30 protein-coding genes are annotated in these 26,047 nt (G+C 70.4%); 16 read left to right on the top strand and 14 right to left on the bottom strand.

From position 1 onward, the window contains the following. The first annotated feature begins 29 nt into the window (after positions 1-29). The gene (locus ACFY1H_RS01555; protein ID WP_366585948.1) at positions 30-662 is read left to right on the top strand and encodes a TetR family transcriptional regulator; all 633 of its coding nucleotides are present in this window, start codon (positions 30-32) and stop codon (positions 660-662) included. Here the strand turns inward: ACFY1H_RS01555 and ACFY1H_RS01550 are convergent. Together ACFY1H_RS01550 and ACFY1H_RS01545 are read right to left on the bottom strand one after the other, a co-directional pair. Further along, on the bottom strand, positions 568-1,494 hold the full coding sequence (locus ACFY1H_RS01550; protein WP_386943833.1) for a PHP domain-containing protein: 927 nt from the start codon (positions 1,492-1,494) through the stop codon (positions 568-570). The two genes, ACFY1H_RS01555 and ACFY1H_RS01550, sit on opposite strands and share 95 nt — an antisense overlap. A 9-nt stretch (positions 1,495-1,503) precedes the next feature. Beyond that, complete coding sequence (locus ACFY1H_RS01545; RefSeq protein WP_366585952.1) at positions 1,504-2,388, bottom strand: hypothetical protein; 885 nt, start codon at positions 2,386-2,388, stop codon at positions 1,504-1,506. Positions 2,389-2,940: 552 nt separating this feature from the next. On the opposite strand from ACFY1H_RS01545, the gene ACFY1H_RS01540 reads away from it, so the two are divergent. Beyond that, entirely contained in the window at positions 2,941-3,153 is a 213-nt protein-coding gene (locus ACFY1H_RS01540; RefSeq protein ID WP_386943832.1) for a hypothetical protein, read from the top strand. A 68-nt stretch (positions 3,154-3,221) separates the two neighbouring features. Further along, positions 3,222-3,350: a hypothetical protein gene (locus ACFY1H_RS01535; protein WP_386943830.1), complete on the top strand. Its 129-nt coding sequence runs from the start codon at positions 3,222-3,224 to the stop codon at positions 3,348-3,350. A 962-nt stretch (positions 3,351-4,312) separates the two neighbouring features. On the opposite strand, the gene ACFY1H_RS01530 is transcribed toward ACFY1H_RS01535, so the two are convergent. The 3 genes from ACFY1H_RS01530 to ACFY1H_RS01520 form a co-directional block, all read right to left on the bottom strand. After that, positions 4,313-4,951 carry a pyridoxal 5'-phosphate synthase gene (locus ACFY1H_RS01530; RefSeq protein WP_386943829.1) on the bottom strand — a complete coding sequence of 213 codons (639 nt, stop codon included), beginning with the start codon at positions 4,949-4,951 and terminating at the stop codon, positions 4,313-4,315. A gap of 1 nt (position 4,952) precedes the next feature. Beyond that, positions 4,953-5,894 carry a hypothetical protein gene (locus tag ACFY1H_RS01525; RefSeq protein WP_386943827.1) on the bottom strand — a complete coding sequence of 314 codons (942 nt, stop codon included), beginning with the start codon at positions 5,892-5,894 and terminating at the stop codon, positions 4,953-4,955. Between the two features lie 66 nt (positions 5,895-5,960). Then, the gene (locus ACFY1H_RS01520; RefSeq protein WP_366585958.1) at positions 5,961-6,371 is read right to left on the bottom strand and encodes a DoxX family protein; all 411 of its coding nucleotides are present in this window, start codon (positions 6,369-6,371) and stop codon (positions 5,961-5,963) included. Positions 6,372-6,528: 157 nt separating this feature from the next. Here ACFY1H_RS01520 and ACFY1H_RS01515 point away from each other — a divergent pair, with 157 nt between their 5' ends. Together ACFY1H_RS01515 and ACFY1H_RS01510 are read left to right on the top strand one after the other, a co-directional pair. Further along, entirely contained in the window at positions 6,529-7,065 is a 537-nt protein-coding gene (locus ACFY1H_RS01515) for a DUF2020 domain-containing protein (RefSeq protein ID WP_386943825.1), read from the top strand. A gap of 139 nt (positions 7,066-7,204) precedes the next feature. After that, complete coding sequence (locus tag ACFY1H_RS01510) at positions 7,205-7,657, top strand: DUF6918 family protein (RefSeq protein ID WP_366585962.1); 453 nt, start codon at positions 7,205-7,207, stop codon at positions 7,655-7,657. 65 nt (positions 7,658-7,722) lie between these two features. Here ACFY1H_RS01510 and ACFY1H_RS01505 read toward each other — a convergent pair whose 3' ends face one another. After that, entirely contained in the window at positions 7,723-8,346 is a 624-nt protein-coding gene (locus ACFY1H_RS01505) for a hypothetical protein (protein ID WP_386943823.1), read from the bottom strand. Positions 8,347-8,552: 206 nt separating this feature from the next. Here ACFY1H_RS01505 and ACFY1H_RS01500 point away from each other — a divergent pair, with 206 nt between their 5' ends. Both ACFY1H_RS01500 and ACFY1H_RS01495 read left to right on the top strand, forming a co-directional pair. Further along, complete coding sequence (locus ACFY1H_RS01500) at positions 8,553-9,077, top strand: peptidylprolyl isomerase (RefSeq protein ID WP_285971318.1); 525 nt, start codon at positions 8,553-8,555, stop codon at positions 9,075-9,077. Between the two features lie 202 nt (positions 9,078-9,279). Then, positions 9,280-10,032 carry a rhomboid family intramembrane serine protease gene (locus ACFY1H_RS01495; RefSeq protein WP_366585966.1) on the top strand — a complete coding sequence of 251 codons (753 nt, stop codon included), beginning with the start codon at positions 9,280-9,282 and terminating at the stop codon, positions 10,030-10,032. On the opposite strand, the gene ACFY1H_RS01490 is transcribed toward ACFY1H_RS01495, so the two are convergent. Together ACFY1H_RS01490 and crgA are read right to left on the bottom strand one after the other, a co-directional pair. After that, entirely contained in the window at positions 10,029-10,400 is a 372-nt protein-coding gene (locus ACFY1H_RS01490) for a PH domain-containing protein (RefSeq protein WP_366585968.1), read from the bottom strand. The two genes, ACFY1H_RS01495 and ACFY1H_RS01490, sit on opposite strands and share 4 nt — an antisense overlap. A gap of 118 nt (positions 10,401-10,518) precedes the next feature. Further along, complete coding sequence (gene crgA, locus ACFY1H_RS01485) at positions 10,519-10,785, bottom strand: cell division protein CrgA (protein ID WP_220245435.1); 267 nt, start codon at positions 10,783-10,785, stop codon at positions 10,519-10,521. 799 nt (positions 10,786-11,584) lie between these two features. On the opposite strand from crgA, the gene ACFY1H_RS01480 reads away from it, so the two are divergent. The 3 genes from ACFY1H_RS01480 (at position 11,585) to ACFY1H_RS01470 (ending at position 13,724) form a co-directional block, all read left to right on the top strand. Further along, complete coding sequence (locus ACFY1H_RS01480; protein WP_386944823.1) at positions 11,585-12,568, top strand: class E sortase; 984 nt, start codon at positions 11,585-11,587, stop codon at positions 12,566-12,568. Next, positions 12,568-12,726: a hypothetical protein gene (locus tag ACFY1H_RS01475; protein ID WP_364174134.1), complete on the top strand. Its 159-nt coding sequence runs from the start codon at positions 12,568-12,570 to the stop codon at positions 12,724-12,726. The genes ACFY1H_RS01480 and ACFY1H_RS01475 overlap by 1 nt, the downstream gene beginning before the upstream one ends. A gap of 62 nt (positions 12,727-12,788) precedes the next feature. Next, on the top strand, positions 12,789-13,724 hold the full coding sequence (locus tag ACFY1H_RS01470) for an LLM class flavin-dependent oxidoreductase (protein ID WP_386943819.1): 936 nt from the start codon (positions 12,789-12,791) through the stop codon (positions 13,722-13,724). On the opposite strand, the gene ACFY1H_RS01465 is transcribed toward ACFY1H_RS01470, so the two are convergent. The 3 genes from ACFY1H_RS01465 to ACFY1H_RS01455 all read right to left on the bottom strand — a co-directional run bounded on the left by ACFY1H_RS01465 (position 13,721) and on the right by ACFY1H_RS01455 (position 15,654). Continuing rightward, on the bottom strand, positions 13,721-14,113 hold the full coding sequence (locus tag ACFY1H_RS01465) for an SCO5389 family protein (protein ID WP_360598601.1): 393 nt from the start codon (positions 14,111-14,113) through the stop codon (positions 13,721-13,723). The genes ACFY1H_RS01470 and ACFY1H_RS01465 overlap by 4 nt on opposite strands. A gap of 93 nt (positions 14,114-14,206) precedes the next feature. Then, positions 14,207-14,941 carry an ABC transporter permease gene (locus ACFY1H_RS01460; RefSeq protein ID WP_386943818.1) on the bottom strand — a complete coding sequence of 245 codons (735 nt, stop codon included), beginning with the start codon at positions 14,939-14,941 and terminating at the stop codon, positions 14,207-14,209. Between the two features lie 2 nt (positions 14,942-14,943). Continuing rightward, positions 14,944-15,654 (bottom strand): ABC transporter ATP-binding protein, encoded by a 711-nt coding sequence (locus ACFY1H_RS01455; RefSeq protein ID WP_386943816.1) that lies wholly within the window; start codon positions 15,652-15,654, stop codon positions 14,944-14,946. 169 nt (positions 15,655-15,823) lie between these two features. On the opposite strand from ACFY1H_RS01455, the gene ACFY1H_RS01450 reads away from it, so the two are divergent. Beyond that, positions 15,824-17,686: a histidine kinase gene (locus ACFY1H_RS01450; protein ID WP_386943814.1), complete on the top strand. Its 1,863-nt coding sequence runs from the start codon at positions 15,824-15,826 to the stop codon at positions 17,684-17,686. Next, positions 17,683-18,282 (top strand): LuxR C-terminal-related transcriptional regulator, encoded by a 600-nt coding sequence (locus ACFY1H_RS01445; protein ID WP_386944821.1) that lies wholly within the window; start codon positions 17,683-17,685, stop codon positions 18,280-18,282. Before ACFY1H_RS01450 ends, ACFY1H_RS01445 begins: the two co-directional genes overlap by 4 nt. Before the next feature lie 12 nt (positions 18,283-18,294). Here the strand turns inward: ACFY1H_RS01445 and ACFY1H_RS01440 are convergent, their stop codons facing one another. Then, positions 18,295-19,614 carry an FAD-dependent oxidoreductase gene (locus ACFY1H_RS01440; RefSeq protein WP_386944820.1) on the bottom strand — a complete coding sequence of 440 codons (1,320 nt, stop codon included), beginning with the start codon at positions 19,612-19,614 and terminating at the stop codon, positions 18,295-18,297. 214 nt (positions 19,615-19,828) lie between these two features. Here ACFY1H_RS01440 and ACFY1H_RS01435 point away from each other — a divergent pair, with 214 nt between their 5' ends. From ACFY1H_RS01435 to ACFY1H_RS01420, 4 genes are all read left to right on the top strand, one after another. Continuing rightward, positions 19,829-20,473 carry an aminodeoxychorismate/anthranilate synthase component II gene (locus ACFY1H_RS01435; RefSeq protein ID WP_366585982.1) on the top strand — a complete coding sequence of 215 codons (645 nt, stop codon included), beginning with the start codon at positions 19,829-19,831 and terminating at the stop codon, positions 20,471-20,473. A gap of 8 nt (positions 20,474-20,481) precedes the next feature. Beyond that, entirely contained in the window at positions 20,482-21,285 is an 804-nt protein-coding gene (locus ACFY1H_RS01430) for an ABC transporter ATP-binding protein (protein WP_366586115.1), read from the top strand. Further along, positions 21,273-21,917, top strand: coding sequence for a hypothetical protein (locus ACFY1H_RS01425; protein WP_386943812.1), 645 nt, complete (start codon positions 21,273-21,275; stop codon positions 21,915-21,917). The genes ACFY1H_RS01430 and ACFY1H_RS01425 overlap by 13 nt, the downstream gene beginning before the upstream one ends. A gap of 379 nt (positions 21,918-22,296) precedes the next feature. Beyond that, positions 22,297-22,647 (top strand): hypothetical protein, encoded by a 351-nt coding sequence (locus ACFY1H_RS01420; protein ID WP_366585986.1) that lies wholly within the window; start codon positions 22,297-22,299, stop codon positions 22,645-22,647. Positions 22,648-22,728: 81 nt separating this feature from the next. Here ACFY1H_RS01420 and pknB read toward each other — a convergent pair whose 3' ends face one another. Next, positions 22,729-24,738, bottom strand: a complete 2,010-nt coding sequence (gene pknB / locus ACFY1H_RS01415) for a Stk1 family PASTA domain-containing Ser/Thr kinase (RefSeq protein WP_366585988.1) — start codon at positions 24,736-24,738, stop codon at positions 22,729-22,731. After that, entirely contained in the window at positions 24,735-26,045 is a 1,311-nt protein-coding gene (locus ACFY1H_RS01410) for a serine/threonine-protein kinase (RefSeq protein WP_386943810.1), read from the bottom strand. The genes pknB and ACFY1H_RS01410 overlap by 4 nt, the downstream gene beginning before the upstream one ends. Positions 26,046-26,047: the final 2 nt, after the last annotated feature.

Below are 26,047 nucleotides of genomic sequence, written 5' to 3'. Positions count from 1 at the left end.
TGAGTGCACCAAGGCGGTAGCCTGTTTTCGTGGACGAGCGGACCGGCCTGCGGGAGCGGAAGAAGCAGCGCACGCGCGAGGCGATCTCGAACGCCGCGCTTAAGCTGTTCTTCGAGCACGGCTTCGACCAGGTGTCGATCTCGCAGGTCGCGGAGGCCGCTGAGGTGTCGCGGCGGACGTTGTTCGCCTACTTCCAGGGGAAGGACGACCTCGTCCTGCACCGCATGGCGGACCACGAGCACGAAAGTGCGCGCGTGGTCCGCGCGCACCGCGACGCACCGCTTCCCGCGTTGCGCGCGCACTTCCTCGACGGCCTGCGCCGCCACGACCCGATCACTGGGCTCTGCGACCTTCCGCAGGTGCTGGCGCTGTACCGGCTGATCATGGGCACGCCGACCCTGCTGCCGAGCCTGTTGCGGTTCCGGGAAAGCGGGGAGCTGGCGCTGGCGGCCGAGCTGGGCGACTCACCGGACCTGTCGCCGCTGACGGCGCGCCTGGCGGCCGCGCAGATCGCGGCCGTGCAGTGGCGGCTGTCGTTGGAGAACCACCACCGGATGGCGAAGGGCGTCACCGCGACCGACGCGTACCCCGAGGCGGTCGCGGCGGCCGAACTGGGCTTCGACCTGCTGATGAACGGCCTCGGGACGCTCGGCAAGAGTTAACCGCGGCGGATCCACAAGTCGTGCGGAGTGCGGCCGGGCTGGAAACCGCACGAAGCCGCCAACGCGGCGGCCTCGGCGAACGCGTGGCCGACGAGCTCGGGTGCGTGGGCGTCGCTGCCGAAGGAGAGGATCCGGCCACCTTCGGCGGCCCACCACAGGAGAACGTCGCGCGGCAGGGGGACTCTCGTGTTGAGCTCCAGGCGCGCCCGCTGCCGGCCAGCGCGCGCAGGACCGTGCGGAACTCCTCCTCGAAGTCCGCGGCGACGAAGGGTTTCGACGAAGGCCAGGTGCGCAGCGCGTAGTCGATGTGGGCCAGAACCTCGAAATCGGCTGTCGACTCCACCAGGCCCAGGACCTCGCCCAGGTACGCGCGCAGCGTCGCGTCGGCCGGGCGGTCCGCGATCACGCTCAGCTCGTAGTGGTGAGTCCCCTCCGGCAGCGAGTGCACCGAGCCCAGCACCCGCTCGAAGCGGTGCGCGGCCAGCAACGCGTCCGCTTCCGGCCGGTGCCAGTGCGGTTCACTCAGCTCGACGCCCGACAGGATCCGCAGGTCCGGGAACCGCTCGCGGCACTCCTGCACGCACGCGAGGTAACCCTCGACGTCGAGGGCCGGCGGCTCAAGCATGCCGTCGGTCCGCAGCCGCACGCGGAAGTGGTCGGGCAGGTGCGGCCGGATCGGCTCGGGGATGAGCCACGGCGTGAGGTCGGCGTGCTCCGTGAACGCCACCGACGGCAGCCCGAGCGCGAGTGCGCGTTGGCACGACTGGACCATCGACCCGGTGACGGTGTCCCACGACCACTCGGTGTGGACGTGGCTGTCCTGCGGCAGCACGCCCTCACACTACGAGTTGGCCCGCAGCACCGAAATCGCGCGAACGGTGGCGTAGCCGCGCCATTCGAGCGACGCCGCCGGCGAGAAGCTGGCGAAGTCGACCGTCCAGCCGCCGTCTTCGAGCTGCTGGGACTCGAGGCGCTCGAGCTCGGCGGCGATCGCGGCGGGGTCGAGCACCTTGCGCGACGGGCCCGGGATCGGCGAGAAGTCCAGAGGCCGCAGGACCTCGTCCTCGCCGCCGCCGGCGACGTGGAGGATGCCGTCGGGCGGCAGGAACTTGCCGAGGTGGTCGAGGAGTTCGTCGGCCTCGGGGCGGGTCGCGTGCGCGGCGTCGAGGAACCGGATGGCGAACGACAGCTCGATCGCGTGCGGCTGCTCTTCGACTCGGGCGATGGCTTCCAGACAGGTCGACACCGCGGCGGTGAGCCACGGGTGTTCGGCCACGGCCTTGTCGTGCGCCGCGACGCGTAACGCCGTCGACGCGACGAAAGCCGTGCTCTGGAGCGAGAACTTCGTCGGGTTGGCATCCGTCCAAAATGGAGCGCTCCCGGCGCGGTCCGCGACGGGGAACGCGAACGGCAACCCGCCACCCGGCAGCGACACGGACTCCAGCCAGTCGCACAGCTCCAGCGCCAGCGGCGTGGTTTTCGGCGCGATGTCCTCGAACACCTCGAACGCGTGCAGCGCCCCGCCCGGCTGGCTCTCCGGCGCGCGCAGGTCGGGCTCCAGGCCCCAGCCGTAACCGCCGTCGGCATTGCGGTATGCCGCGACGGCCGAGAGCACGGCCTCCGCATCACCGTCTCCTCCGCCGAACAGCAGCTCGAACCGCCGGCGGTCGAGCAGCCGCCCGTGCGCGGCGAGGAAGGACGCGGCAGCAGCGAGGTTCACAGTCATACGACCACCGTCGCACGCCCGCGCGCGCGCGTATTGAACAGTTCGGACACCGGGGGACCGCTCATGACCGAAGCGCTCATCCGCGCCCTCCTGCGCGACCAGCCCCCTGAGGCGCGCTGGCGGAGTGGTGTCGACGCCCGCTTGCCTCGCCCTCGGCTAGCACCTTTCGCGCTCGCCGGCCTGCTGCTCGGCCGACTTATCCACAATCGACCCCCCTGTGCTGAAGCTGTCCACAGATTCCCGCGGGGCCGATTTTTGGCCCCTCACCTCGATAGAATGGGACTGGGGACGCCCCCCGAGGAGGGCGGGGGTTCCGGCAAAGTCTTGTGGGCTGGTTGCAGGGCGGCACGGCTCAGGTTGATCATGTGAGTGTCTAAGTCCCATGATCGTCTGAGAGAGCCGTTCCGCTGCGCAATCGTGCCTGATCCCCGCCATCGTTGATCGCCTGTCCCGCTCATCACCTCGGACACCGATCTGGAACGGGCCACGGACCTGCGCGAACTCCTACGGCACGTACCAGATCCACGAGACCGGCGCGGTATACGCCATTCAGTGGCCTCGATCCTGGCCCTGGCCGCAGTGGCAGTCGTTGCCGGAGCACGCTCGTTCGCCGCGATCGGCGAATGGGCCGCCGACGCCCCGCAACACGTACTGGCCCTGCTCGACACCAGGCTCGACCCGGTCAGGGCCGCTGCATCGCCCCCGACGAAGCCACCGCGCGCCGAGTCACCAGCCGCCTCGACGGCGACATCCTCGGCGACCTGATCAGTACCTGGCTCACCGCGCGACACCCCACATCCCCAGATCCCGGCACACCGCCCGCCGCGATCGCGGTGGACGGGAAGTCCCTGCGCGGCACCTTCGCTCGCGTCGGCGGCGCCGGTGTGCACCTGCTCGCCGCCATCACCCACGTGGACGCCATCGTGCTCGGGCAACGCCAGGTCCCCCCGGGGCAGTGGTGAGATCACCTGGTTTCCGCCCCTGCTCGACACCCTCGAACTGACCGGGCGGGTGGTCACCGCCGATGCCCTGCACACCACCGCCGCCCACGCCCGCTGCCTGCATGCCCGCGGCGCCTAGCACGTGTTCACCGTGAAAGAGAACCAGCACTGCCTCCGCGGCCTGCTCCAGACGCTGCCCTGGCACGAGATCCCCACCCACATCACCACCGACCGCGGGCACGGCCGCACCGAACACCGCACCATCCGGCCCGCACCACTCGGGGATTTCCTCGGCCACCCCGCGATCGAGTTCCCCACGCCACCCACGCGTTCCTCATCGAGCGCCGTACCACCCACCACAGCAACGGAAACACACCGCCCACACCGCGCTCGGCTTCACCAACATCACCGGCCAGTGGGCCCACCTCGCCCACATCAGCGGATACGTCCGCAGTCACTGGTACATCGAAAACAAACTCCACTGGGTCCGCGACGTCACCTACACCAAAGGCCACTCCCGCACTCGCACCGGTGCCGGACCACGCGTCATGGCGACCCTGCGCAACCTCGCCACCAGCGCACTCCGCCACACAGGCTGGACCGACATCGCCGCCGGAATACGCCACATGACCCGAGACACCACTCGCCCACTCACCCTGCTCGGCATCCAGCCCTAAACACCACAACGACTTTGCCGGAACCCTGCCGAGGAGGGCGGGGGCGTGTCGTGCGGGGCCGAGGGGTGCGCGGGGCTGTGCGGCGGTTCGGGGTGTGGAGCGAGTGGCGGCGTGGGCGTGAGGTGGCGTTCGGGTCAGGGGGCTGTCGCGGCCGGTGTGCGGAGCCGTCTGTGGTGGTCGGGATCCGGAGCGAGCGGGGTTGGTGTCAATCGAAGTTGGTTGACGGTGAGAGCCGAAGTTGGGTCGCCAGGTGGGAAGGCAAAGTGAGCTGGCCGGGGTGGGGCGGCGGTCCTGGTAGGCGTCGGGTTAGGGCCAGAGGCGTTCGCGGGTCCAGGTGTTGGCGTCGCGGAGGTAGCGGAGGCGGAGGTGGCGGCGGTCGTGTGAGGCTTGCCAGAATTCGACCGTCGTGGGGGTGACGAGGTAGCGCGTCCAGGTTTTGGGGGCGGCGTCGGGGTTGTCGGCGACCCATTGGGCGGCGGCGTCGGCGGCTTCGGTGAGTTTGGCGGGGTCTGGGAGGGGTTCGGACTGGTGGCCGATGAACGCCTCGACGCGGGAAGCCGGCGGGCGGGCCAGGAAATCTTCCGCCGAGACCTCCGGGGAGGCCGGGGCGACGGTGCCGCGGACGCGGACCTGGCGGCCGCGGGCGGGCCAGAAGAAGGTGAGGGCGGCGTGTCGGTTGGTGTCCAGCTGGTGGCCCTTGGGGCTTTCCGAGCTGGTGGCGATGGCCCAGGCCGACGGGGCGACGTCCTTGAGGATCACGACGCGGGCGTCGGGGAAGCCGTCGGTGTCCACTGTGGACAGGGTCACCGCGTGGGGCGCGAGGACGTGTTCGCCGGCTTCCGTGAGCCATTCGAGGAACAGCTCTTCGGGGGTTTCCGGGGCGGTGTCCGGGTCGAAGGGCGGGAGTTGTTCGGGGAAGGATTGCCAGCCGCGTAGGGAAACCATGTCACTGACCGTACGGTGGGCGGCCTGGTGGTGGGTAGAGCGGTGGCTGCGGGCCGGGTGGGCCGGCGGCCGGGGGCGGCGGGAGTTGCGGTTGCCAGCCGGGTGGGATTTGTTGGCCGGGGAAGCCGCCGGGGCCGGGGCCGCCGGCGGTGGGACCGGTCGTGCCAGGGGCTGAACCGGGGTTGTTCGGTGCGGAGTCCGGGGCGCCGTCGCCGGGGGTGGCAGGGGTGTTCGCGGCAAGGCCGGGGGCGCCGTAGCCAGCCGCGCCAGGGGTGTTGTCGCCGTAGCCGGCCGTGCCATAACCAGCCGCGCCAGGGCTGTTCGAGCCAGGGGCCGGGGCAACGTAACCAGCCGGGCCAGGGGCGCCGTAACCAGCCGCGCCGTACCCGGCCACGCCGGGACCGGCGTTGTACCCGGCATGCTGAGCCTGCCACTGCGCTTGCCACTGCAGCTGCTGGTAAGCCTCTGTCGGCTGGGGAAAGCAGAACAGTAGCTTCGCGTTCACCGAGCCCTGCACCGCCGCGCCCCAGAACTTGCCGCCGACCCAGGCGTACGTCATGCCGGCGTACGGGTCGACGGCGACCATGCGCGTCTCGCCGCCGAACTGGTTGGCGGTTTTGGCCGAGGCGGCCGTGGCGGCGTCGGGGTGGACGCGGCCCACCAGGCCCGCGATCACGACGGAGGCGGCGGTCCAGCCGACGGTGCCCTGGACGTTGGCGCGCGCGTGCTGGGTGGCGAGACCGGTGAACTGGAACAACGTCTGCGCGTCGATCTCCGGGTACGCGGCCGCGACGACGCAGTAGTTCATGGTGGACAACATGATCGACTCGGTGAACAGGCCGACGGCCGCGGTCACGGGTCCGATCTGGACGGTGCTGAGCCGTCCGCCGCTGCGCTGGACGCGCTCGGCCACCACGTGCAGGTACTGATCCGGCGTGAACACTCGAACCCCCTGACCGCGACAACGACCGCCCGGCGCCCATCGTCGCACGCCGGGCGGCCGGGGGTGTCAAGCGGCGGGGACGGGGACCCCGCGGGTGCGGCGGAACAGGTCGGTCAGGGCCCAGTGGCCGCCGCCGGTGAAGGCGAGCAGGAGGAAGGCCCAGGCGAAGATGGCGGCCTGCTCGCCGCCGTTCTCGATGGGGAGCACGGCTTTGCCGAAGTGCACGGTGAAGTACGCGAAGGCCATGGAACCGGAGCAGATCACGGCGGCGACGCGCGTGCCGATGCCGAGCGTCACGGCCGCGCCGCCGACGAGCTGGATCAGCGCGGCCCACCAGCCGGGCCACGTGCCGACGGCCGTGGCGTGGTGCCCCCACAGGCCGAACACGGTCGAGGCCCCGTGGCAGAAGAAGAGGAAACCGAGGACGATGCGGAAGAGCGCGAGGACGTGGTCACGGCCTCTGTCGAAGAGTTTCACGGCTGTCGTCTCCCTGGCAGTCGGAAAATACGTGACTGCCAGGGTAGGTAAGCCAAGCCAACTATCACCACAGTGAGTGAAAGATCCCTTACTCGCTGGAACTTGAACCTTTCGCTCTTCACTCTCGTGTGACTGGACATGATTGACTGTGCGCGCTATGCGACGAATCCTCGCTCTCGCGCCCGCCCTGGCGTTGCTCGCCGGCTGCAGCGTGTCGACCCCCATCGCGGGCACCGCGCAGCCCGCGCCGCCGCCGACGACCACCAAGCACGCGGCTGAGCCCGGCCTGCCGCCCGATCCGCAGCCGGCCCGGGAAGCGAAGTGCCCATACCTCTCGGCCGAGACGGTGCAGGACGCGAACGGCCAGCACGTGACGACCGTACGCGTGTCCGACGACAAGCCGCACCCGTCGTGCTTCTTCTACCGCCCCGACGGCGGGCTCCAGGTGACCGTGCAGGTGTACGTGGGCACGAAGGACGTCGCGACGAAACTGGTCAACCGCGCCGCGCCCGTCGACACCTCGAACCCCGCTTCCGACCCCGCCGGGTGGAAGGGCGGCTACCAGCCGGCTGGTGACGGAGTGGTGTACGCGGTCTCGAAGGGGGGAGCCGCGGTCATCGTGACGAGTAACCAACAGCAGAGCATCAAAGCACGCACAGTGGCCAAGAAGGCTATCGCGGCCCTGAAGCTCTGAGTAGTGGCCTCCACACGGGTGAGTGAAGTTGATCTTGTATTACCCTGTGCGGCACGCGCAGGCCCTGGAGCACTCGCGCGGGCGGGTGCCCGTCCGGCACCACAAGCACTTCGCCATCTCTACGACAAGGACAAGATTCGTGGCTGACACCCTCAAGGAAATCCTGCTCGACTCCAGCCGTCGCCCGTCGGTCGTCACCGACCTCGAGGGCCTCGTGGACGCCGAGGTGTCCGACAAGGGCGGGGTCTCCGGCGCCGTTGTCAAGACCGGCTTCGCCGCCGTCAAGAAGATCAAGCCGGGCATCATCCCCTCGGCCGTCGACACCCTGCTGGACGACTTCGCCGTGGCCCTCGAGCCGTTCTACGGCGACTACCGCGCCCAGGGCGGCAACGACTTCGGTGCCTACCTGACCAGCCGTTCCGACGCGGCCGCCGACGCGCTGCTGAGCGTCACCGACTCGCGCGCCGACCGCAGCAGCCGCGACAGCATCAAGAAGGTCTACTCGAAGCTGCGCCCGAACGGCAAGAAGAACGTCGAGGAGGCCCTGCCCCGCCTCGGCCAGCTCATCGACAAGCACGCCGCGATGGCCTGATCTGCCTCAGTAGCAACGGAAGAGGGCCCCGGGACGGCGATCCCGGGGCCCTCTTCGCGTGTGGTTCAGTTCTTCTTCTCGGCGGCCGACGTGCTGGGGGCCTTGCCGTTGCTCGCCGGAGACGGCTTGGTCTCCGAAGCGGGCTTCGCCGGAGGAGCCGGCGGGGTCGCCTTCGGCGGCGCCGGGGCGACCGGCGGCTCCTGCTGGCGCGACTTCAGCACCACGGCCGTGCCGACGGCGACGGCACCCAGGCCGAGCAGCCACGGCCAGCGGCGGCGCTTGCGCGTGCCCTTGGCCGCAGACTTCGCCTCGACCAGCGCGGCGCGGAAGTCCTTCTTCGCGGCCTTGAAGTCCTTCTTGCCCCGGCGCTTCGACTCACCGGCGGACTTCGCGGCCTTGATGGCGGCCTTCTTCGCCTTGCGGCCGGGCTTCTTCAGCTCGGCGACGCGGGCGAGGGCCTCCTTGCGAGCCGCGGCCGAGCTCTTCTTGAGCTCCTTGCGCGTCAGCTCGGTCTTCTTCGCGAGCTTCTTGCGTGCCCGGCGGCTCTGCTTGGCGAACTCTTCGGCGCCGGCTTCCGCGGCCTTCGCCGCCGAAGCTGCCCCCGCCTTGCCCACTTCGGTGGCTCGCTTGCGCAGGCCGACCGCGCCGGCCTTCACCGACTCGCTCACCGAATCTGCGGCCCGGGTCATGGCCTTCACCTCACCAATCGTTTTGATATCGCTCTGTTGCCCGTAACCTATCGTGCCCTTTTTCCCGGCGTGACGCTGTGTCTTCCCCCATCGGGAACCGGTGAAACCTCGGGAAATGCCCATCTTCCTGCGGTCCTGCCGCAGGGTTCCCCCGTGCCGAGCCCCCTGAACCCCCCAAATGTGGGAAGGGATGGCACGATGGCGGCGTGACTGAAAGCGCCCGCAAGGCCACCCTGCACACCAATCAGGGTGACATCCACGTGAACCTGCTCCCCGACCACGCGCCGAAGACGGTCGCGAACTTCGTGGGGCTGGCCGACGGCTCCAAGGAGTACACGCAGCCGAACGCGCAGGGCACGAACTCCGGCCCGTTCTACGACGGCTCGATCTTCCACCGGGTCATCGACGGCTTCATGATCCAGGGCGGCGACCCGACCGGCACCGGTCGTGGCGGCCCCGGCTACAAGTTCGGCGACGAGTTCCACCCCGAGCTGCAGTTCAACAAGCCCTACCTGCTGGCGATGGCGAACGCCGGGCCCGGCACCAACGGCTCGCAGTTCTTCATCACCGTCTCGCCGACGACCCACCTGAACTTCAAGCACACGATCTTCGGCGAGGTGGCGGACCAGGAGTCCCGCAACGTCGTCGACGCGATCGCGCGCGCGGCGACCGGCCCGGCGGACAAGCCGCTGTCCGACGTCGTCATCGAGAAGGTCACCATCGAGGCCTGAGGCCGTCTCGGGGGGATTTCGGTAGGTTGGAGTCATCGTGAACCAACCGCCGAATCCCCCCGCGTACCCTCCGCAGGCTGCGCTCCCCGGTTGCTGGTGGCACCCCAACCGCCCGACCGGCCTGAGCTGTGCGCGCTGCGGACGTCCGGCGTGCCCGGACTGTCTTCGCGAAGCCCCCGTCGGCTTCCAGTGCACCGACTGCGTGCACGCCGGCTCGCAGCAGACGCGGCAGCAGCACCGCGAATACCAGAACTCCGGCATGGGCACGCGCACGATCGCGGGAGCCCGGCCGACGGACTCCGTCGTGATCACGACGACGCTGCTCGCCGTCAACGTGCTGATCTACCTGATCACGGCGTTGCAGACGAAGAGTCTTTTCGACAACGGCAATGCGCCTCTGGAGCAGTTCGGCTGGATGCAGCCCGCCACCACACTCGTCGGCGGCGAGTGGTGGCGGATCTTCACATCGGGCTTCGTGCACTTCGGGATCATCCACATCGCCGCGAACATGTTCTCGCTGTGGATGATCGGCCGCGCGCTGGAGCAGGTCTTCGGGAAAGCCCGGTACACGGCGCTCTACTTCGTGTCGATGTTCGGCGCGTCCGTCGCGGTGCTGCTTTTCGACAACCCGCTCCAGGTCTCCGGCGGCGCCTCAGGCGCACTGTTCGGGCTGCTGGGCTGCTACGCGGTGATCGTCGTCAAGCTGAAGCTCAACCCGGCCGGCTTGCTGGTCACACTGGCGATCAACGCGTACATCACGTTCTCGATCCCCGGCATCTCGATCCTCGCCCACGTCGGTGGGCTCATCACGGGTGCGCTCGTCGCCGTGGCCCTGCTCTACGCGCCGGAGCGCAACCGCGTGCGGTGGCAGGCGATCGGCGTGGCGATCATCGTGGTGGCGCTGCTGGGCCTGGTCGTCTACCGCGGCGTTGAGCTCTCGGCGCTGGCCGGCTAGAACGCGCCGCGCAGGGCGGTGATCGCGTCGAGGACGTCGCGCGGGTCTTCGCCGAGGTCGACGCGGCCGAAGATGTAGAGCTCGTCGTCGTGTTCGAGCTCCAGTGTCACGCCGTCGCGGCCCAGCCGGCGGGTGGTGCGCAGCTGGATGCTCGTCCGGTCCCACGGCAGGCGGTGCGTGCCGCCGAGCGTGCGGGTGACCAGGCCGTCCGCGTCGACGGACAGCCGTGGGCGCACCACGCTCCAGTGCACCGCGAACGCCCCGATCGCGACGGTGGCGAGCCCCATGAGCACCGCGCCCTTGCCGTCGCCGAAGAGCCCGTCGAGCACCGCGCCGGCGAGCAGCAGGACTGTGACCAGCCAGGCCACTACCACAAGGGCCGAACGGGGTGCCCACGAGGTGGGGTAGTTATCCACAGAGGTTATCCACACTGGGGATGAGTCACACCGATGTAATTCGGTGTCAAGCCGCCATCCGGAGTAATGATCAGCGCCAGCGCATGGTCATGAGCAGGCCCACGATCATCGCCGCGAAACCGATGCCGAAGTTCCAGTTCCCGAGAGACGTCAGGAACGAAATCTTGTCGCCGGCGATGTAGTTCACGATGAGCCACAGCAGCCCGAGGAGCATGAGGCCGAACATGACGATCTTGTAGAACAGGTTCGACGGGCCCGCGGCCTTGACCTTCACCGGCGTCCGGCGATCAACGGGCGGGGTGTACGCGGTCTTCTTGCGGACCTTGGACTTCGGCATCGTGTTCCTCGCGTGCTGTTCTGGCTCTGCCTGGTGGCGGTGCCTGTTCGCGGGCGTCCCGCTCGTCGGGTTGCGCAACCAGCGCCACGTGAACACGTTAACGTAAACGACGGCTCCAGAGCACTGGGCGGGAGCGGTCGGATTTCCGGACTGTGACAATAGCGCCACCGGCAGTTCCACCGGCGGTGTGAGAGGAGCTTGCGTGACGACGCAGGATTGGCCGGGTGAAGACGACCGCCGCCGCCCCGCACCAGGGCCCGACGGCCAGCGGCGACGCCAGCCGCCGCCCGGTGCCGACGGCGCCGCGAGACCACGCAGGCAGCCCCCGGAGGACCCCACCCGGAGAGTGCCCCCGCCCGCGCGCCGCGTCGCGGGCGACCCGGCAAGCAGGCAGGCCGACCAGCGCAGATCACCCGAACAGCGGCAGCCGCGTCCCACTCAGCAGAACGGCACCGAGCCGGGGCGCACGCCGGGCGCGGACGCAGGTGGCGCCCGACGGGGCGCCGGTGAGCCGGCCTACGGCGCGCGAGGCGCCGACGCCGGTGGCCACGACGCAGGTGGGCAGGCAGGCAGCGGGCCAGGAGGCGCCGGCCGCCGAGGCGCCGCGCCGGGCGCGGGGGGACCGATGGCCGCCGGGCCCGACGCCGGCGGGCCGCCAAGCGAGCCGGGCCGGCGCGCGCGGGCCGAGGGACCCGGCACGCCACCCCGCGGGATCGAGTCGGCCGGGGACCCGCCGACCGAGCGCATGGGCACTCCGCCCCGGGGCACCCAGCGGGCCGGGAATCCGCCCACCGAACGCATGGGCACCCCGCCGCGCGGGACTGGGCGGCCGACGCAGCCGCCACGCGGCGGAGCTGGGCCGGACCCCAGGCGCAGGCCGCGGCCCGTCGTGGCCGATCAGCCCACCGAGGTGTTCGCGGCCGTCGAGGCGGGGGGAACCGCCACCGCGGTGAAGGAGAAGCCCGAGCCCGCGCCGTTGGGCAAGGGGGGCGTCGCGATTCGGACGGCCGGGGAAATCCTCATCACGCTCGGCCTGGTCGTGCTGCTGTTCATGGTCTACGAGGTCTACGTGACCGACCTGTTCTCGGCCGAGAAGCAGTCGGCGGCGAGCGACCAGCTCGAGGGCGACTGGGCCAAGGACCGCACGCTGCACCCCGGCCTCGTCGACGGCAAGGCGTTCGCGCGCATCCACATCCCGTCGTTCGGTGCGGACTTCAACTTCACGATCCAGGAGGGCACCGGCGAGGACTCGCTCGCGATCGGGCCCGGCCACTACAAGGGCACGGCGCTGCCCGGCGAGCCCGGCAACTTCGGCGTCGCCGGTCACCGCGTGGGCAAGGGTGCGCCGTTCAACGACCTGGACAACCTCAGCTCGTGTGACCAGATCGTGATCGAGACGCAGACCGACTTCTACATCTACAAGGTCCTGCCCTACGACGACGAAATCTCCGGCTGGAGCAGCGGCAAGGGCGCGCAGCCGGAGTGCAAGGGCGTGTCGACGCTGCGCAACCCGAGCATTCCGGGCGGCGGCGCCTACGACCAGACGTTCGGCCGCAAGGTGGTGCTCCCGAGCCAGGGCGACGCCGTGAACCCGGTGCCGTACAAGCCGGCCGACACGCTGCCCAAGGCGCAGGAGGCCTCGCTGCTCACGCTCACCACGTGCCACCCGCAGTTCTCCGCGAAACAGCGGCTGATCATCACGTCCGTGCTCACGCAGCAGGTGCCGAAGTCGCAGGTGGCGGACTACGGGAAGCTGCTGACCGAGATCGGCGGTGCTTCCTGATGTACGCGTGGATCTGGCGGCGCCTGCCGGGACCGTTCGCGGCGAAGCTGACGATCGCCGTCGTGCTGGTGCTCGGCATCATCGCCCTGCTGATGTTCGTGGTGTTCCCGTGGCTCGACCCGCTGCTGCCGTTCAACGAAGTGTCGGTGGACAACTGAGGCACACCCGCTTCGGCGTCTTCCTCGTCTCCGGGCGGTTCCCGGGGCAGGAGGACGCCGAAGTGCTGCTCAGGACCGTGCGCGCGGCCGAGGCCGCGGAGGCGGCGGGCTTCGACGACGTCTGGCTCGCCGAGCACCACTTCCTGCCCTACGGCGTGTGCCCGTCGGCGATCACGCTCGCCGCGCACGTGCTCGGGCGCACGTCGGGGATCACCGTCGGCACGGCGGTGAGCGTGTTGTCGACGACGCATCCGGTGGCGCTCGCGGAGCAGTGGTCGATGCTCGACGCGGTGTCCGGCGGCCGCCTGCGCCTCGGCGTCGGGCGCGGCGGGCCGTGGCAGGACCTGGAGGTGTTCGGCACCGGGCTCGAACGCTACGAAAGCGGCTTCGCGGAATCACTCGACGTGCTGCTCACCGCTGCGAACGGCACCGCGTCGGCGGCTGGTGAGCACTTCAACTTCCGCGAGGTGCCGCTGGTGCCGACACCGCGGCGGCGGCCGGAGGTGGTCGTGGCGGCCGGCGGCCCGAAGTCCGACGCCGTGCGGCTGGCCGCCGAGCGTGGGTTGCCGATGCTGCTCGGGCTGCACGCCGGTGACGACGAGAAGGCCGCGACGGTCGAGGCGTACGGCGGGCACAACAACCACGTGTCCACTGTCCTCTGCCAGGTCGGCGACAGCCGTGCCGCGGCGGTCGACGTGGTGCGGAAGTCGTTGCCCGGCTGGCTTTCCGACGGGCTCGGCGCGCACGTGACGGTGGACGGCCGGCCCGGTCCGTCGCGGGATCCGCACGAGTACACCGAGCACCTGTGCGAGATCCACCCCGTCGGCGATCCGGGGTACTGCGTGGCGACGCTGGAAACGAGCCTCCGGCGCACCGGGGCCGCCCACGTGATCATGTTCGTGGAGGCGTCCGGTACGCCGGAGGGCACGGCGGAGAACATCGCGCGGATCGGCGCCGAAGTGCTACCCGCGCTCAGGGTTTCAAAAGCCGGCGCTTAACAGTCGCGCAGCTCCGGGCTCTGGTTGAGCAGCTGTCCGCGCACCGACACGAACGCCCGGTAGCGGTCACCGTCCACTTCGGACGTCCGGAACACCGCGACCCGGTGGCAGTTCTGGAAAGCGAGCTTCACGCCGAAGTGGCGCTCGAGCCCGCCGCGGATGGCGTCGGAGGCCAGTGCGCGCAGCAGCTGCCCGCGGGCGGCCTCGCTCGGCGGCGGCGTCTCGTTGTCGGCGAAGCCGTCCGGCGCGCCGTCGGCCTCGGCGATCACGCCCGTGATCACTTCCCACGCGTACGGCAGCGACTCCCGCACGCAGGCGACGAACTCGGCGTCGGAGACCTCCCCGCGCTCGGCCTTTTCCAGCAGCGCGGGCGATACGTCCAGAGACAAGACAACCTCCATGGTGAGTGGTTCCCCTTCCTGGCTACTCGCCCGGCCGAGCACGCCACAAGAGAAAACGGTATTCATCACCACTTCGGTGGATCACTCCCACCGGAACAGCCGCACGGCCAGCGCCGTCCCGCCCAGCGCGAACGCGGCCAGAGCGACGAACTGCAGCGGCTGAACGCCCGCGCCCACCCACGCGTCCTGCAACGGCTGGGTGCCCGGCGGCACGTACGCGCCGATCCGCTGGATCACCTCGGGCAGCAGCGGCCGCGGCAGGTACACGCCGCCGAGGAACATGATCGGGAAGAACGCGATCATCGCGATCGCGGCCGCGGCTTTCGCCGTGCGGGCGATCGAAGCCGCGATGAGGCCGAGCGCGAACACCGACACCAGGCCCAGCAGCAGCGTCACGACGTAGGTCAGCGGGTGGCGCGGCAGCGGCACGTCGAACACGACGCGCGCGGTCACCAGCATGAGCGCCACGCCCGCGAGCGCCACCACGGCGTGCAGCACCAGCTGTGCCAGCAGCAGGAACGCGGGTGGCACGGGCGTGGTCGCGAGCCGGCGCAGCACGCCCTGCTCGCGATAGCTCGCGACAGCCGCGGGGATCGACTGCAGGCCCGGCATCGCGAGCGCGACGACCACGAGCGAGGGCACCCACAGGTCGATGAAGCGGTGACCACCGGTCACCTCGCTCGGTTCGCGCATGCCGGGGATGGAACCGACGCCGACCAGCACCGCGGTCGGCAGCAGGACGCCGAAGATCGCCCACATCGGCGTGCGTGCGAAGAGTTTCGCTTCGGTGACGAGGAGTTTGGTGAAGGTGTGCACGGTCAGCTCCGTCCGGTGAGGGTGACGAACGCGTCGTCCAAAGTGGATTTCCCCGTGGTGGCACGGAGTTCGGCCGGGGTGCCGGTGGCGGCGATCCGGCCGGCGTCGAACACGGCGACGCGGTCGCAGAGGCGCTCGGCCTCGTCCATGAAGTGGGTGACGAGCACGACGGTCACGCCGGCGTCGCGCACCCCGGTCACGAGCTGCCAGGTGTCGCGGCGCGAATGCGGGTCGAGACCGGTGGTGAGCTCGTCGAGGATCGCGATCTCGGGGTCGCCGACCAGCGCGAGCGCGATCGACAGCCGCTGCCGCAGGCCGCCGGAGAGCTTGCCGAACGCCGTGGCCCGGTGCTCTTCCAACCGCAGCTGCCGCAGCAGCACCCCGACGTCGGCCGGGTGCGGGTAGAACGCGGCGAACAGCTCCAGCGCCTCGGCCACCCGCAGCTTGTCGGGCAGCCGCGCGTCCTGCAGCTGCACGCCGACGCGCTGGTGCAGCCGGGCGGCGTCCGTCGCGGGATCCAGGCCCAGCACGGAAATCGCACCGCTGTCGGGCCGGCGCAGGCCCTGGAGGCATTCGACGGTGGTGGTCTTGCCGGCGCCGTTGGTGCCGAGGATGCCGAAGATCTCGCCGCGCTCGACGGTGAACGAAACGCCGTCGACCGCGACCCGCTTGCCGTAGGTTTTGCGGAGCTCGGTCACTTCGATGAGTGGCATGCGACAAACGCTAGAAGCGCGCGGCGTCCGGCAGAATGACGGTGAAACCCCAGCTCAGGTGGGGTTTCGCTGACGTGGGGGTGGGGCTGGGCCCACCCCGGTACGGGAGCTTCGGCCAGTGCGCCCGAGTGCCCGGCTCGGTCAGACTGCGGGAAAGGGGGTGCGGCGAATGGAATCCGTGCGGCGAGCGTTCGTCCTCGCCGGCCTCGCGCTGCTGAGCTGGGTCGACGCGCTCGTGGAGCTGCTCGCTTTCCTGCTGCTCTGCGTCGGACTGGTCTTCTTCTTCACCCCAGCCATCGACCGGGCCCGCGGGCGCTCGGCGCGCACGCGGGAGCTCGTCGGCCGGTGGTGCGGGATCGAGGTCGCGACGCCGTACCGGCCGGCCCCGGCGGAGCCGGAACGCGAGCGCGACGGCTGGTACCGCGACGGCAACCAGCTCTACAAACGGGCGTGGTGGATCCGCTGGAACCGACGTTTCACGTGGATCATGGAGGATCCGGCGACGAGCCGCGAGCTCGGCTGGCAGGTGCTCAACCCGCCGTTCGCGCTGGTCACGGCGGTGCTGTCGGTGGTGGCCGGACGCCACGCACTGCGCTGGTACGGCCGCTGGACCCGCCACTGGCTGGGGCCGCACCCGGCCGCCGACCCCGCCCGCAAGTGGTGGCTGCACCGCCACCTCGAGGCGGCTGGCCACCAGTTCGGCCTTCTCGCCCTGGCGTGCGTGCACCTGGTCTTCTCGGTCTGGCAGCTGGTGCTGATCGTCGGCGCGGCCCCGATGACCGCGTCGCTCGTGGTGGGCAGCCGGACGATCACGGACACGCTGCGGCGCGAGGCCGGGTACTGGACCGGCGTGCGCATCGACCGGCCGTACCTGCCCCCGCCCGGGCTGCCGGTGCCGCGCGCCGACGGGCTCTACCAGTTCGGCAAGCAGCTGTACGACGAGCCGTTCTGGCCCCTTCAGCGCGCCCGCACGCAGTGGGTCCTGCGCGACCGGGCCACCTGGCGCGACCTCGCCGGCGGCGCGCTGATCCCCGTGGTCTGCCTGCTGCTGACGTTGCCGACGGTCGCGTTGCTCGGCTGGGGCCTGACCGGCCTGGCGACGCTGTGGGTGTGGCGGCCGTTCGTGACGGCGCCGGACCAGCCGGTGCAGTGGTACCCGCTGCCCGAGGTGTCGACGCACCTCGGCGCGCTCGCGCAGACGCCGCTCGCGCTTGTGCTGCTGGTCGCCGGACTGGCGCCGGCGCCGTGGCTCGCCCGGCAGCAGGCCCGCTTCGCCCGCGTGTGGCTCGGTCCGACGGAGGCGACGCGGCTGGCGCAGCGCGTGGCGCGACTGGACCAGTCGCGCACCGACGTCACCGTGGCCCAGGCCGCGGAGCTGCGGCGCATCGAACGCGACCTGCACGACGGCGTCCAGTCGCGGCTCGTGGCGATGGGCCTGAAGCTCGGCGCGGTCGAGGCGCTGATCGACAGCGATCCCGAAGCGGCCAAACGGCTGGCGGCCGAGCTGCGCACCGCGTCGGCGGACGCGTTGACCGAGCTGCGGCTGCTCGTGCGCGGCATCCACCCGCCGGTGCTGTCCGAACGCGGCCTCGTCGACGCCGTGCGCGCGGTCGCGCTCGACAGCCCGCTCAAGGTCGAGGTGACGGCCGACGTGCCCGGCCGCCTCGAGCAGCCGGTGGAGGCGTGCGCGTACTTCGCCGTGTGCGAGCTGCTGGGCAACGCGGCGAAACACGGTGGTGCGAAACGGGTTTTGGTCTCGCTGACGCACTCCGACGGTGTGTTGCGCGTGGTCGTGACCGACGACGGCAGCGGCGGTGCCGAAGCCGCGCGCGGATCGGGACTTCGCGGAATCGAGCGCAGGCTGGGGGCTTTCGACGGTACGTTGAGCCTCACCAGCCCACCGGGCGGACCGACCGAGGCGATCCTGGAGGTGCCGTGCCAGACAGTCCCGGAACCGGCGGGCCAGGAAGCGGCGCCGGCCGCCCCCGAACCGTCATCGCCGAGGACCAGTACCTCCTCCGAGACGGCCTGACCCACCTGCTCGCCGCGCACGGCTTCGACGTCGTCGCCGCGGTCGGCTCAGGCCCGGAACTCGCCGTCGCGCTGCGGGAACACCGACCGGACGTGTCCGTTGTGGACGTTCGCATGCCCCCGACCAACACCGACGAGGGCCTGCAGGTGGCGCTCGCCGCCCGCCGGGAGATGCCCGGCCTGCCGATTCTCGTGCTGTCGCAGCACGTCGAGCAGCTCTACGCGCGCGAGCTGCTCGCCGACGGAACCGGCGCCATCGGCTACCTGCTCAAGGACCGCGTGTTCAACGCCGAGCAGTTCGTGGACGCCGTGCGCCGCGTCGCCGCCGGCGGCACGGCCATGGACCCCGAGGTGATCGCGAAACTGGTGGCGGGCAACGCTTCCGACCCGCTCGCGGCCTTGACCCCGCGCGAACGCGAGGTGCTGGAGCTCATGGCCGAGGGCTGCTCCAACGCCGCGATCGCCGCGCGCCTGCACTTCAGCGAGGGCGCCGTCGGCAAGCACACGGCCAACCTCTTCGCGAAGCTCGGCATCGCCGCTTCCGACGACACCAACCGCCGCGTGCTGGCCGTGCTCGCCTACCTCGGCGCCAGTTGATCCCTTGACGCGCTAGTCGCGCGAAACTCGGATCATCTCTTCGCGCTCTACGACCTTGATCCGCTCCCGGCCGTGCGGCTCGCCCAGCGACTTCTCGTGCGCGTCGAGCTTGCCCCAGCCTTCCCACGTGGTGAACGGAATCCCGCGCCCGGTGAGGAAGTCGAGGATCGCGTCGGGGGAGTCGTGCTTCGGCGACGCGAGCGTGTCCGCGTCGGTCAGCAGGCTCGCGACGGTCTCCGCCGCGTCGCCCTTCGTGTGGCCGATCAGGCCGATCGGGCCGCGCTTGATCCAGCCGGTGACGTAGACGCCGGGCAGCTGGTTCTCGTCGAGATCCAGCACGCGGCCGGCCTGGTTCGGCACGACGCCCGCGGTGTGGTCGAACGGGATCTCCGGCAGGTGCGACGACAGGTAGCCGACCGCGCGGTACACGGCCTGCACGTCCCAGTCGTGGAACTCGCCCGTGCCGCGCACGCCGCCTTCACCGTCGTACTCGGTCCGCTCGGTGCGCAGTCCGGTCACGCGGCCGTCCTCGCCGAGGACCTCGGCCGGCGCGTGGAAGAAGTGCAGGTGCAGCCGCTTCGGGCGGGTGCCCTCGTCGCGGATTGCCCACTCCTGCAACGTCTTCACGACCATGTCGATCTGCTTCGACGCCCGCAGCGCCGTGATGCTGGCCTCGTCGAACTCCATGTCCTCGGGGTGCACGATCACCTCGACGTTGGGCGAGTGGTCGAGTTCGCGCAGCTCCAGCGGCGTGAACTTCGCCTGCGCCGGGCCGCGGCGGCCGAACACGTGCACGTCGGTGACGGGGCTGGCCTTCAGGCCTTCGTAGACGTTGGCCGGGATGTCGGTGGTGAGCAGCTCGTCGGCCGTCTTCGCGAGGATGCGGGCGACGTCGAGCGCCACGTTGCCGACGCCGAGCACGGCGACCGAAGTGGCGGTCAGCGGCCAGGTGCGCGGCACGTCGGGGTGGCCGTCGTACCAGCTCACGAAGTCGGCTGCGCCGTGGCTGCCGGCGAGGTCGGCGCCCGGGATGCCGAGCGGCCGGTCGGCCATCGCGCCGGTGGAGAAGATCACGGCGTCGTAGAACTCGCGCAGCTCGTCGAGCTTCAGGTCGGTGCCGTAGTCGACGTTGCCGAGCAGCCGGATGTTCGGGCGGTCGAGCACCTTGTGCAAGGCGGTCACGATGCCCTTGATCCGCGGGTGGTCGGGCGCGACGCCGTAGCGGATCAACCCGAACGGCGCGGGCATGCGCTCGAACAGGTCGACCTGCACGTCGGCGTCGGACTTGTCCAGGAGGTCGGCGGCGTAGATACCGGCAGGGCCGGCGCCCACGACCGCTACGCGAAGGAATCGGCTCACCGCACCACGGTAAGTTAGGGCTACCTAACTTTCACTGTGATCTGGCGTACGGTCCAGCAGGTGGGAGCGGCACTGTGCCGGTTGTTTACTAATCCGACCACAGCCACGGCCGCATGGCTTGGGCAGCGACGGCTACGTCTCGCTCGGGGGAGCGGCCTACTTTTGGCCGGATCAGTAAAGTGGCCGCATGCGCGTACTCGTCGTCGACAACTACGACAGCTTCGTCTACAACCTGGTGCAGTACCTGGCGCAGCTCGGCGCCGAGTGCACGGTGTGGCGCAACGACGTGGTCGACCTCGAGCGGGTGCCCGAGTTCGACGCCGTGCTCGTCTCGCCCGGCCCGGGCACGCCCGAGCGCGCCGGCCAGAGCATCGAGGTCATCGCGAAGTGCGCCGAGACGCGCACGCCGATGCTGGGCGTCTGCCTCGGCCACCAGGCCCTGGGCGTGCACTTCGGTGCGACCGTGGACCGCGCCCCCGAGCTGCTGCACGGCAAGACCAGCCAGGTCCGCCACGAGGGCAAGGGCGTGCTCGCCGGTCTGCCCGACGGGTTCACCGCCACCCGCTACCACTCGCTGACCGTGCTGCCCGAGACGATCCGCGACGAGATCTTCGAGGTCACCGGCCGTACCGAGTCCGGTGTGGTGATGGGCATGCGTCACCGCGAGCTGCCGCTGGAGGGTGTGCAGTTCCACCCCGAGTCGGTGCTCACCGAGGGCGGGCACCGGATGCTGGCCACGTGGCTTGCCTCGGCCGGCTACGCCGTCGACCCGAAGAAGGTCGACGAGCTGGAACGCGCCACGAAGGCGCTGCAGAAGGCCGCCGCTGCGTGACCACCCCGCTGATCCGGCTCGTCGGAGTCGGTAAGCGGTACGGCGGCGGCGAGCTGGTGCTCGACGGCGTCGACCTGGCCGTACCCGCCGCGTGCGTGGTCGGGATCCTCGGCGCCAACGGCTCCGGGAAGTCCACGCTGCTGCGGATCCTGGCGGGTGTTTCGCGGGCGAGCCTCGGCACGGTCGAGGGCACGCCGTCGATCGGCTACCTGCCCGACCGGTTCCCCGGCGGGCAGCGGCTGAGCGCGCGGTCGTACCTGCGGCACATGGCGCGCATGCGCGGACTTGCCGACTTGTCGACGATCGACCCGCTGCTGGAGCGGCTCGCGCTCGTCGGCGGGCCTGACGCGCAGCTGCGCGCACTCTCGAAGGGCAACGCGCAGAAGGTCGGCCTCGCGCAGGCCGTGCTGCCGCGGCCCGATCTGCTGATCCTCGACGAGCCGTGGTCGGGTCTCGACGTCGGCACCCACGCGGTGCTCGGCGAGCTGGTGGCCGAGACGCGGGCGCGTGGCGCGAGTGTGGTGTTCACCGACCACCGGCCGGCCGTCGTGCGGGAGAACGCCGACGCCGTCTACCGCATCGAAGCCGGCCGGCTCACGGCCGTGGGCGTCCGAGCGGAAACCGGGCCCGCCACCCGCATCGTCCTCGCGGGCACCGGCACCGACTGGACCGCCGAACCCGGCGTGCGCCACGCGATCGCCGAGGGTCCGCACGTGGTCCTGACCGTCGACGCGACGAGCGCCGACGCCGTGCTCCTGCGGGCGCTGTCGGGCGGCTGGTCCGTGCGGGAGGTGGCGCCGTGCTCGCCGTGAGCCGCTACTACCTCGCGCTGCTGGGCCATTCCCAGCGTTACCTGCCGGCAGTGCTGGCCTACCTCGCGCTTTCGGTGATCCTCTACTCCGACCCGCACTCGCCGGTGCTGCCGCTCTACGGCGTGAGCAGCGGTGCGCTGGTCGTCCTCGGCTGCTGGCTCACGATCGCCGTGCTCGACATCGAAGATCCGGTGCAGCGGCTCGTCACGCTCAGCCACGCGCGCAGCCGCCGGCGCACCATCGGCGGTGCGGTATTCGCGGTGTTCGGCTGCGTGGTGGTACTGACAGTGATCACGATCGTGTGGTCGGGGATCAGGACGTGGCAGCTGAACTGGGCGGCGTTCGGCGTCGGCCTCGTGAGCCTGCTGGCGAGCGGCGTGCTCGGGATCGCGATCGGCCTGCCGTGCTCGCGCCTGCTCGTCGGGCGCATCGGGTGGACGGTGCTCGCGGCCGTGCTCGTGCTCGGCCTGGTCCTGCTGGGCAAGTGGGTGCCGCTGGTCCACCCGCTGATCACGGCGCTCACCAACAGCGCGCCCTACGGCGGCGCGCTCGTCCTCGCCGTGGTCACGTCGGTGGTCGCGCTGGGCGTGAGTGCCGGCGTCGTCGGGTGGCTGGCGGGCCGGCGGGCCTGAGCTCGGAGCGGTTCGAACGTGCTCCGAGTAAATCTGCAAATTGCACATGGCAATTTCCGGTTCGGATCTTCCGGAGATCACCCGAGCACGCTAATGTCTTGCCTTCACCCACGCGGGTGGCACCGGCCAGCAGCGAAAACTGCTGCGGAGAGAGCCCGCGGCGTCGGGAAACGCTCCGGCGCCGCGGGTGGGTCTACCGGTCCACCGGCATTCGTCGGCTGCACGACGCGCCCGTGCCGACGGCGGATGCCGGTGCCCGGCCGGAATGATCGCTCGGAGTGATATGCAAATTGCAGTACGCAATTCAGGAAGGCGGTCTTCCTCCGCGCCGGCGCGTCGGTTACCCTCGCGCCGTCTGTTCACCCGTGAGGGGAGAGTCGTGACGGCTGGGATCGCCGCGATCACCGTGGCCGGCTCGGGTGATGAGCTGCATCAGCTCGCCTCCTGGCTGCGTTCCGAGGACGAGCTCCGCGACCGCGTCCGGCTGGCCGAGAGACCCGTGTCGGACGACGCGGCGGGTGACGCCGTGGTCGTCATGGTGAGCAGCCGCTCCGTGGGCACGCTGTGCCGCTCGCTGTTCGGCTGGCTGCGCAAGGGCCGCGGCGACGAACGCGTGCTGCTCAAGCTGAAGCGCTCCGGGGCGGTGGAGGAGCTCGACGTCGACTGCGGTTCGACCAGCGACGTGGACGCGGTGCTCGCCAGCGTCCGCGGGTTCTTGGACCAGGACTGAGTCTCGGCCAGGATCGGGAAACTTCCGGACAAAGCACAGGGCCCGCACGGAAACCGTGCGGGCCCTGTCGCGTTTCACCGGCTATGGATGCCGCACCGGCGGGAAGCCGGGCGGCAGACCGCCGGAACCGCCGTTGCCGGGATTGGTCGGCGTGGTGGTGTCACCGCCGCTGTCGGTTTCGAAGATCGTCAGCACGACCGTCTGGGTCGGCGAGATCGTCTGACCGGCCTTCGGGTTGGTCTTCGCCACGGTGTTCGGCGGAACCGTGGCGAAGTGCACCGACTCGGTCTGGATCTGGCCCGACCAGCCCATGCCTTGCAGCGTCTGTGTCGCCTGGTCCTCGGTCTGACCGGTCAGGTCCGGCATCGTGATCTGCTGAACGCCCTTCGAGACCTGCAGCGTGATCGTCGAACCCGGCGCGACCTGACCACCGTTCGGCTGCTGATTGACGACCTGGTTCTTCGGGTCGTTGGAGTCCACGTCGACCCGTTTGACCGTGAAGCCGAGTCCTTCGAGCTTCTTCTTCGCGGCGTCGTAGTCGGTGCCGGTCGTGTCCGGCACCTGCTTGAGCTGCAGCTCGCCGCCGATGACGATGTTGACCTTGGTGCCTTCGGGCGCCGACGAATTCGGCGTCGGGTTCTGCGAAATGACCTTGCCGACCTGGTCCGGTGTCTCGGCCGGCTTCGAGGTGGAGTCACCGAGCTCGAGCTTGGCCTGCTCCAGCGCGGTGCGCGCGTCGTCCGGAGTCTTGCCGGTCAGGTCCGGCACGGTGGCCGAATTGGGCCGCGCGCCCACGTACAGCTGGATCTGCGTCGTCGTCGCGACGTTCTGGCCTGCACCCGGGTCGATCGAGACGACCTTGTCGACCATGTCGTCGGTGCAGGTCAGGCCCTTGGGGTTGGTGCTCGGGTCCGACGCGCCGCAAATCACGTTCTTGTTCGGGGCGAACGACGAGAAGCCCGCCGTTTGCAGGTTCGACTTCGCGACACCCGCCTGTTGGCCCACCACGTTCGGAATCTGCGCGTTGGTGGTCTCGGCCCGGAAGGCACCGCTGAGCCAGAAGATCAGCAGCACCACGCCGGCCACGAGCAGAACCGCGACGATCGCGAGGATCGTGCGGTTTCGGCGCTTGACGCGCGGGTCCTCGTCCGGCTCGTCGGCGTACTCCTCGTAGCGCTGGGGCTGCCGGCGGTCCTGGTTCATCACCTGGGTGCGCTCGTCCTCCGACATCACCATCGGAGCGGACGGGCGCTGGCCCGAGAGCGTGCGCACGAGGTCCGAGCGCATCTCGGCGGCCGACTGGTAGCGGTTCGCCGGGCCCTTCGCCAGCGCCTTGAGCACCACGGCGTCGAGCTCGGGCGTCACCGCCGGGTTCACCGACGACGGCGGGCTCGGGTCCTCCCGCACGTGCTGGTAGGCCACGGCCACCGGCGAGTCACCCGTGAACGGGGGCTCTCCGGTGATGAGCTCGTAGAGCACACAGCCGGCCGCGTACACGTCGGAACGCGCGTCGACGGCTTCACCGCGCGCCTGCTCCGGCGAGAGGTACTGCGCGGTGCCGATCACGGCGGCCGTCTGCGTCATCGCCGACTGGCCGTCGTGCATCGCGCGGGCGATGCCGAAGTCCATCACCTTGACGGCGCCGTTCTTCGTGATCATCACGTTGGCGGGCTTCACGTCGCGGTGCACGATGCCGTGGCGGTGGGAGAAGTCCAGTGCCGCGCAGACGTCGGCCATGACCTCCATGGCCCGCTTCTGCGACATCGGGCCCTCGGTCTTCACGATGTCGCGAAGCGTCCGGCCCTCGACGTACTCCATGACGATGTAGGGCAGGTTCCCGAAGTCGGTGTTGGCTTCACCGGTGTCGTAGACCGCCACGATCGCGGGGTGGTTGAGGGCGGCCGCGTTCTGCGCCTCGCGGCGGAAGCGTTCCTGAAACTGGGGGTCGCGGGCGAGGTCCGCGCGCAGGACCTTGATCGCGACTTCCCGGCCCAGACGCACGTCGTGTCCATGATGGACCTCGGACATACCTCCGTAGCCGAGCGTCTCGCCCAGCTCGTACCGATTGGAGAGCAGTCTGGGTGTGCTCATCTCTGTGTGCCGTTCCATTCCGTCCAAGGTGTGGTCATGATGCCTTGCAGGCCCTGCTTCTCGCTCGCACCCGGTTCGGCGGGTCCGCCTGCGGTCGGTCCTCCAGCGCGGCCGGTCGGCTCGACTGGCGCCGGTCTGCCTGTGTCCACGCTTCTCGGTGTCTGTCCGTTGCCGGTGCCCACGACTTTGGCCACGACGAACGCCGCTGCCACGATCACGGCGACCACGATCACCGCGAGCAGCACCCACCAGCCCCACTGGCTCTTCCGCCGCGGCACGGGCGGGTGCACGGGGTGCACCGAACCCGGCGAAAGCGGCGGGAACCCGGGGTTGGAACCAGGACCGATGGGCACGTGGGGGAGCTCGCCGGCCTGCGGCATCCCGGGGGGCGGCGACGGGGGGACCTGGCCCGCCGCGTAGGCGGCGTTGACCAGGCCGAGCGGCGTCGGCAGGGGGTGCCCGGCGCGGACGGCCGCGACGGCGGCGGCGAACTCGCCACCGCTCGCGTAGCGCTGCCGGGGGTCCTTGACCAGCGTGGCCTCGATGACCGCGCGCGCACCCGGTGGCACGTCGGGCGGCAGCGGCGGCGGGAGGTCGCGGATGTGCATCATGGCGACGCTCACCGCGTTCTCCGAGAGGAACGGCCGGTGGCCGGCAAGGCATTCGTAGCCGCACACGGCCAGCGAGTACACGTCGCTGGCCGGCTCGGCGTCGTGGCCCAGCGCCTGTTCGGGCGCGATGTAGTGGGCCGTGCCCATGACCATGCCCGACCGCGTGACCGGCGCGGCGTGCGCGGCCTTGGCCACGCCGAAGTCGGTGATCTTCACCTGGCCCGCAGGCGTGACGAGGATGTTGCCCGGCTTCACGTCGCGGTGCACCAGGCCCTGTTCGTGCGCGGCCTGCAACGCGGTGCCGGCCTGCTCCAGCAGGTCGAGCGTGTAGTCGGCCGAGAGGCGCCCGTGCTTGGCGAGGATGCCCGCGAGCGGGTCGCCCTCCACGAACTCCATGACCAGGTACGCGATGGGCAGCGCGTCTTCCTCTTTGCCACCCTCGGTTCCGGCGAAGGTCTCGCCGTAGTCGTGCACCGCCGCGATCCCGGCGTGGTTGAGCGACGCCGTCATCCGCGCCTCGGTCCGGAACCGGTGCAGGAACTCGGCGTCGCCGGAGAGCTCGGCCTTCAGCACCTTCACCGCAACGACCCGGTCGAGCCGGGTGTCACTCGCCTGCCAGACCTCGCCCATCCCGCCGACGGCGATCCGGTTCGTCAGCTTGTAGCGCTCGGCCAGCAGCTGACCCGAGGACAGCATGG

Source organism: Amycolatopsis sp. NPDC001319 (assembly GCF_042896185.1).
In the GTDB taxonomy this organism is placed as follows: Bacteria; Actinomycetota; Actinomycetes; order Mycobacteriales; family Pseudonocardiaceae; genus Amycolatopsis.
Note: the sequence above shows the minus strand (reverse complement) of the source record. Positions and strands in the feature narration are given on the sequence as shown.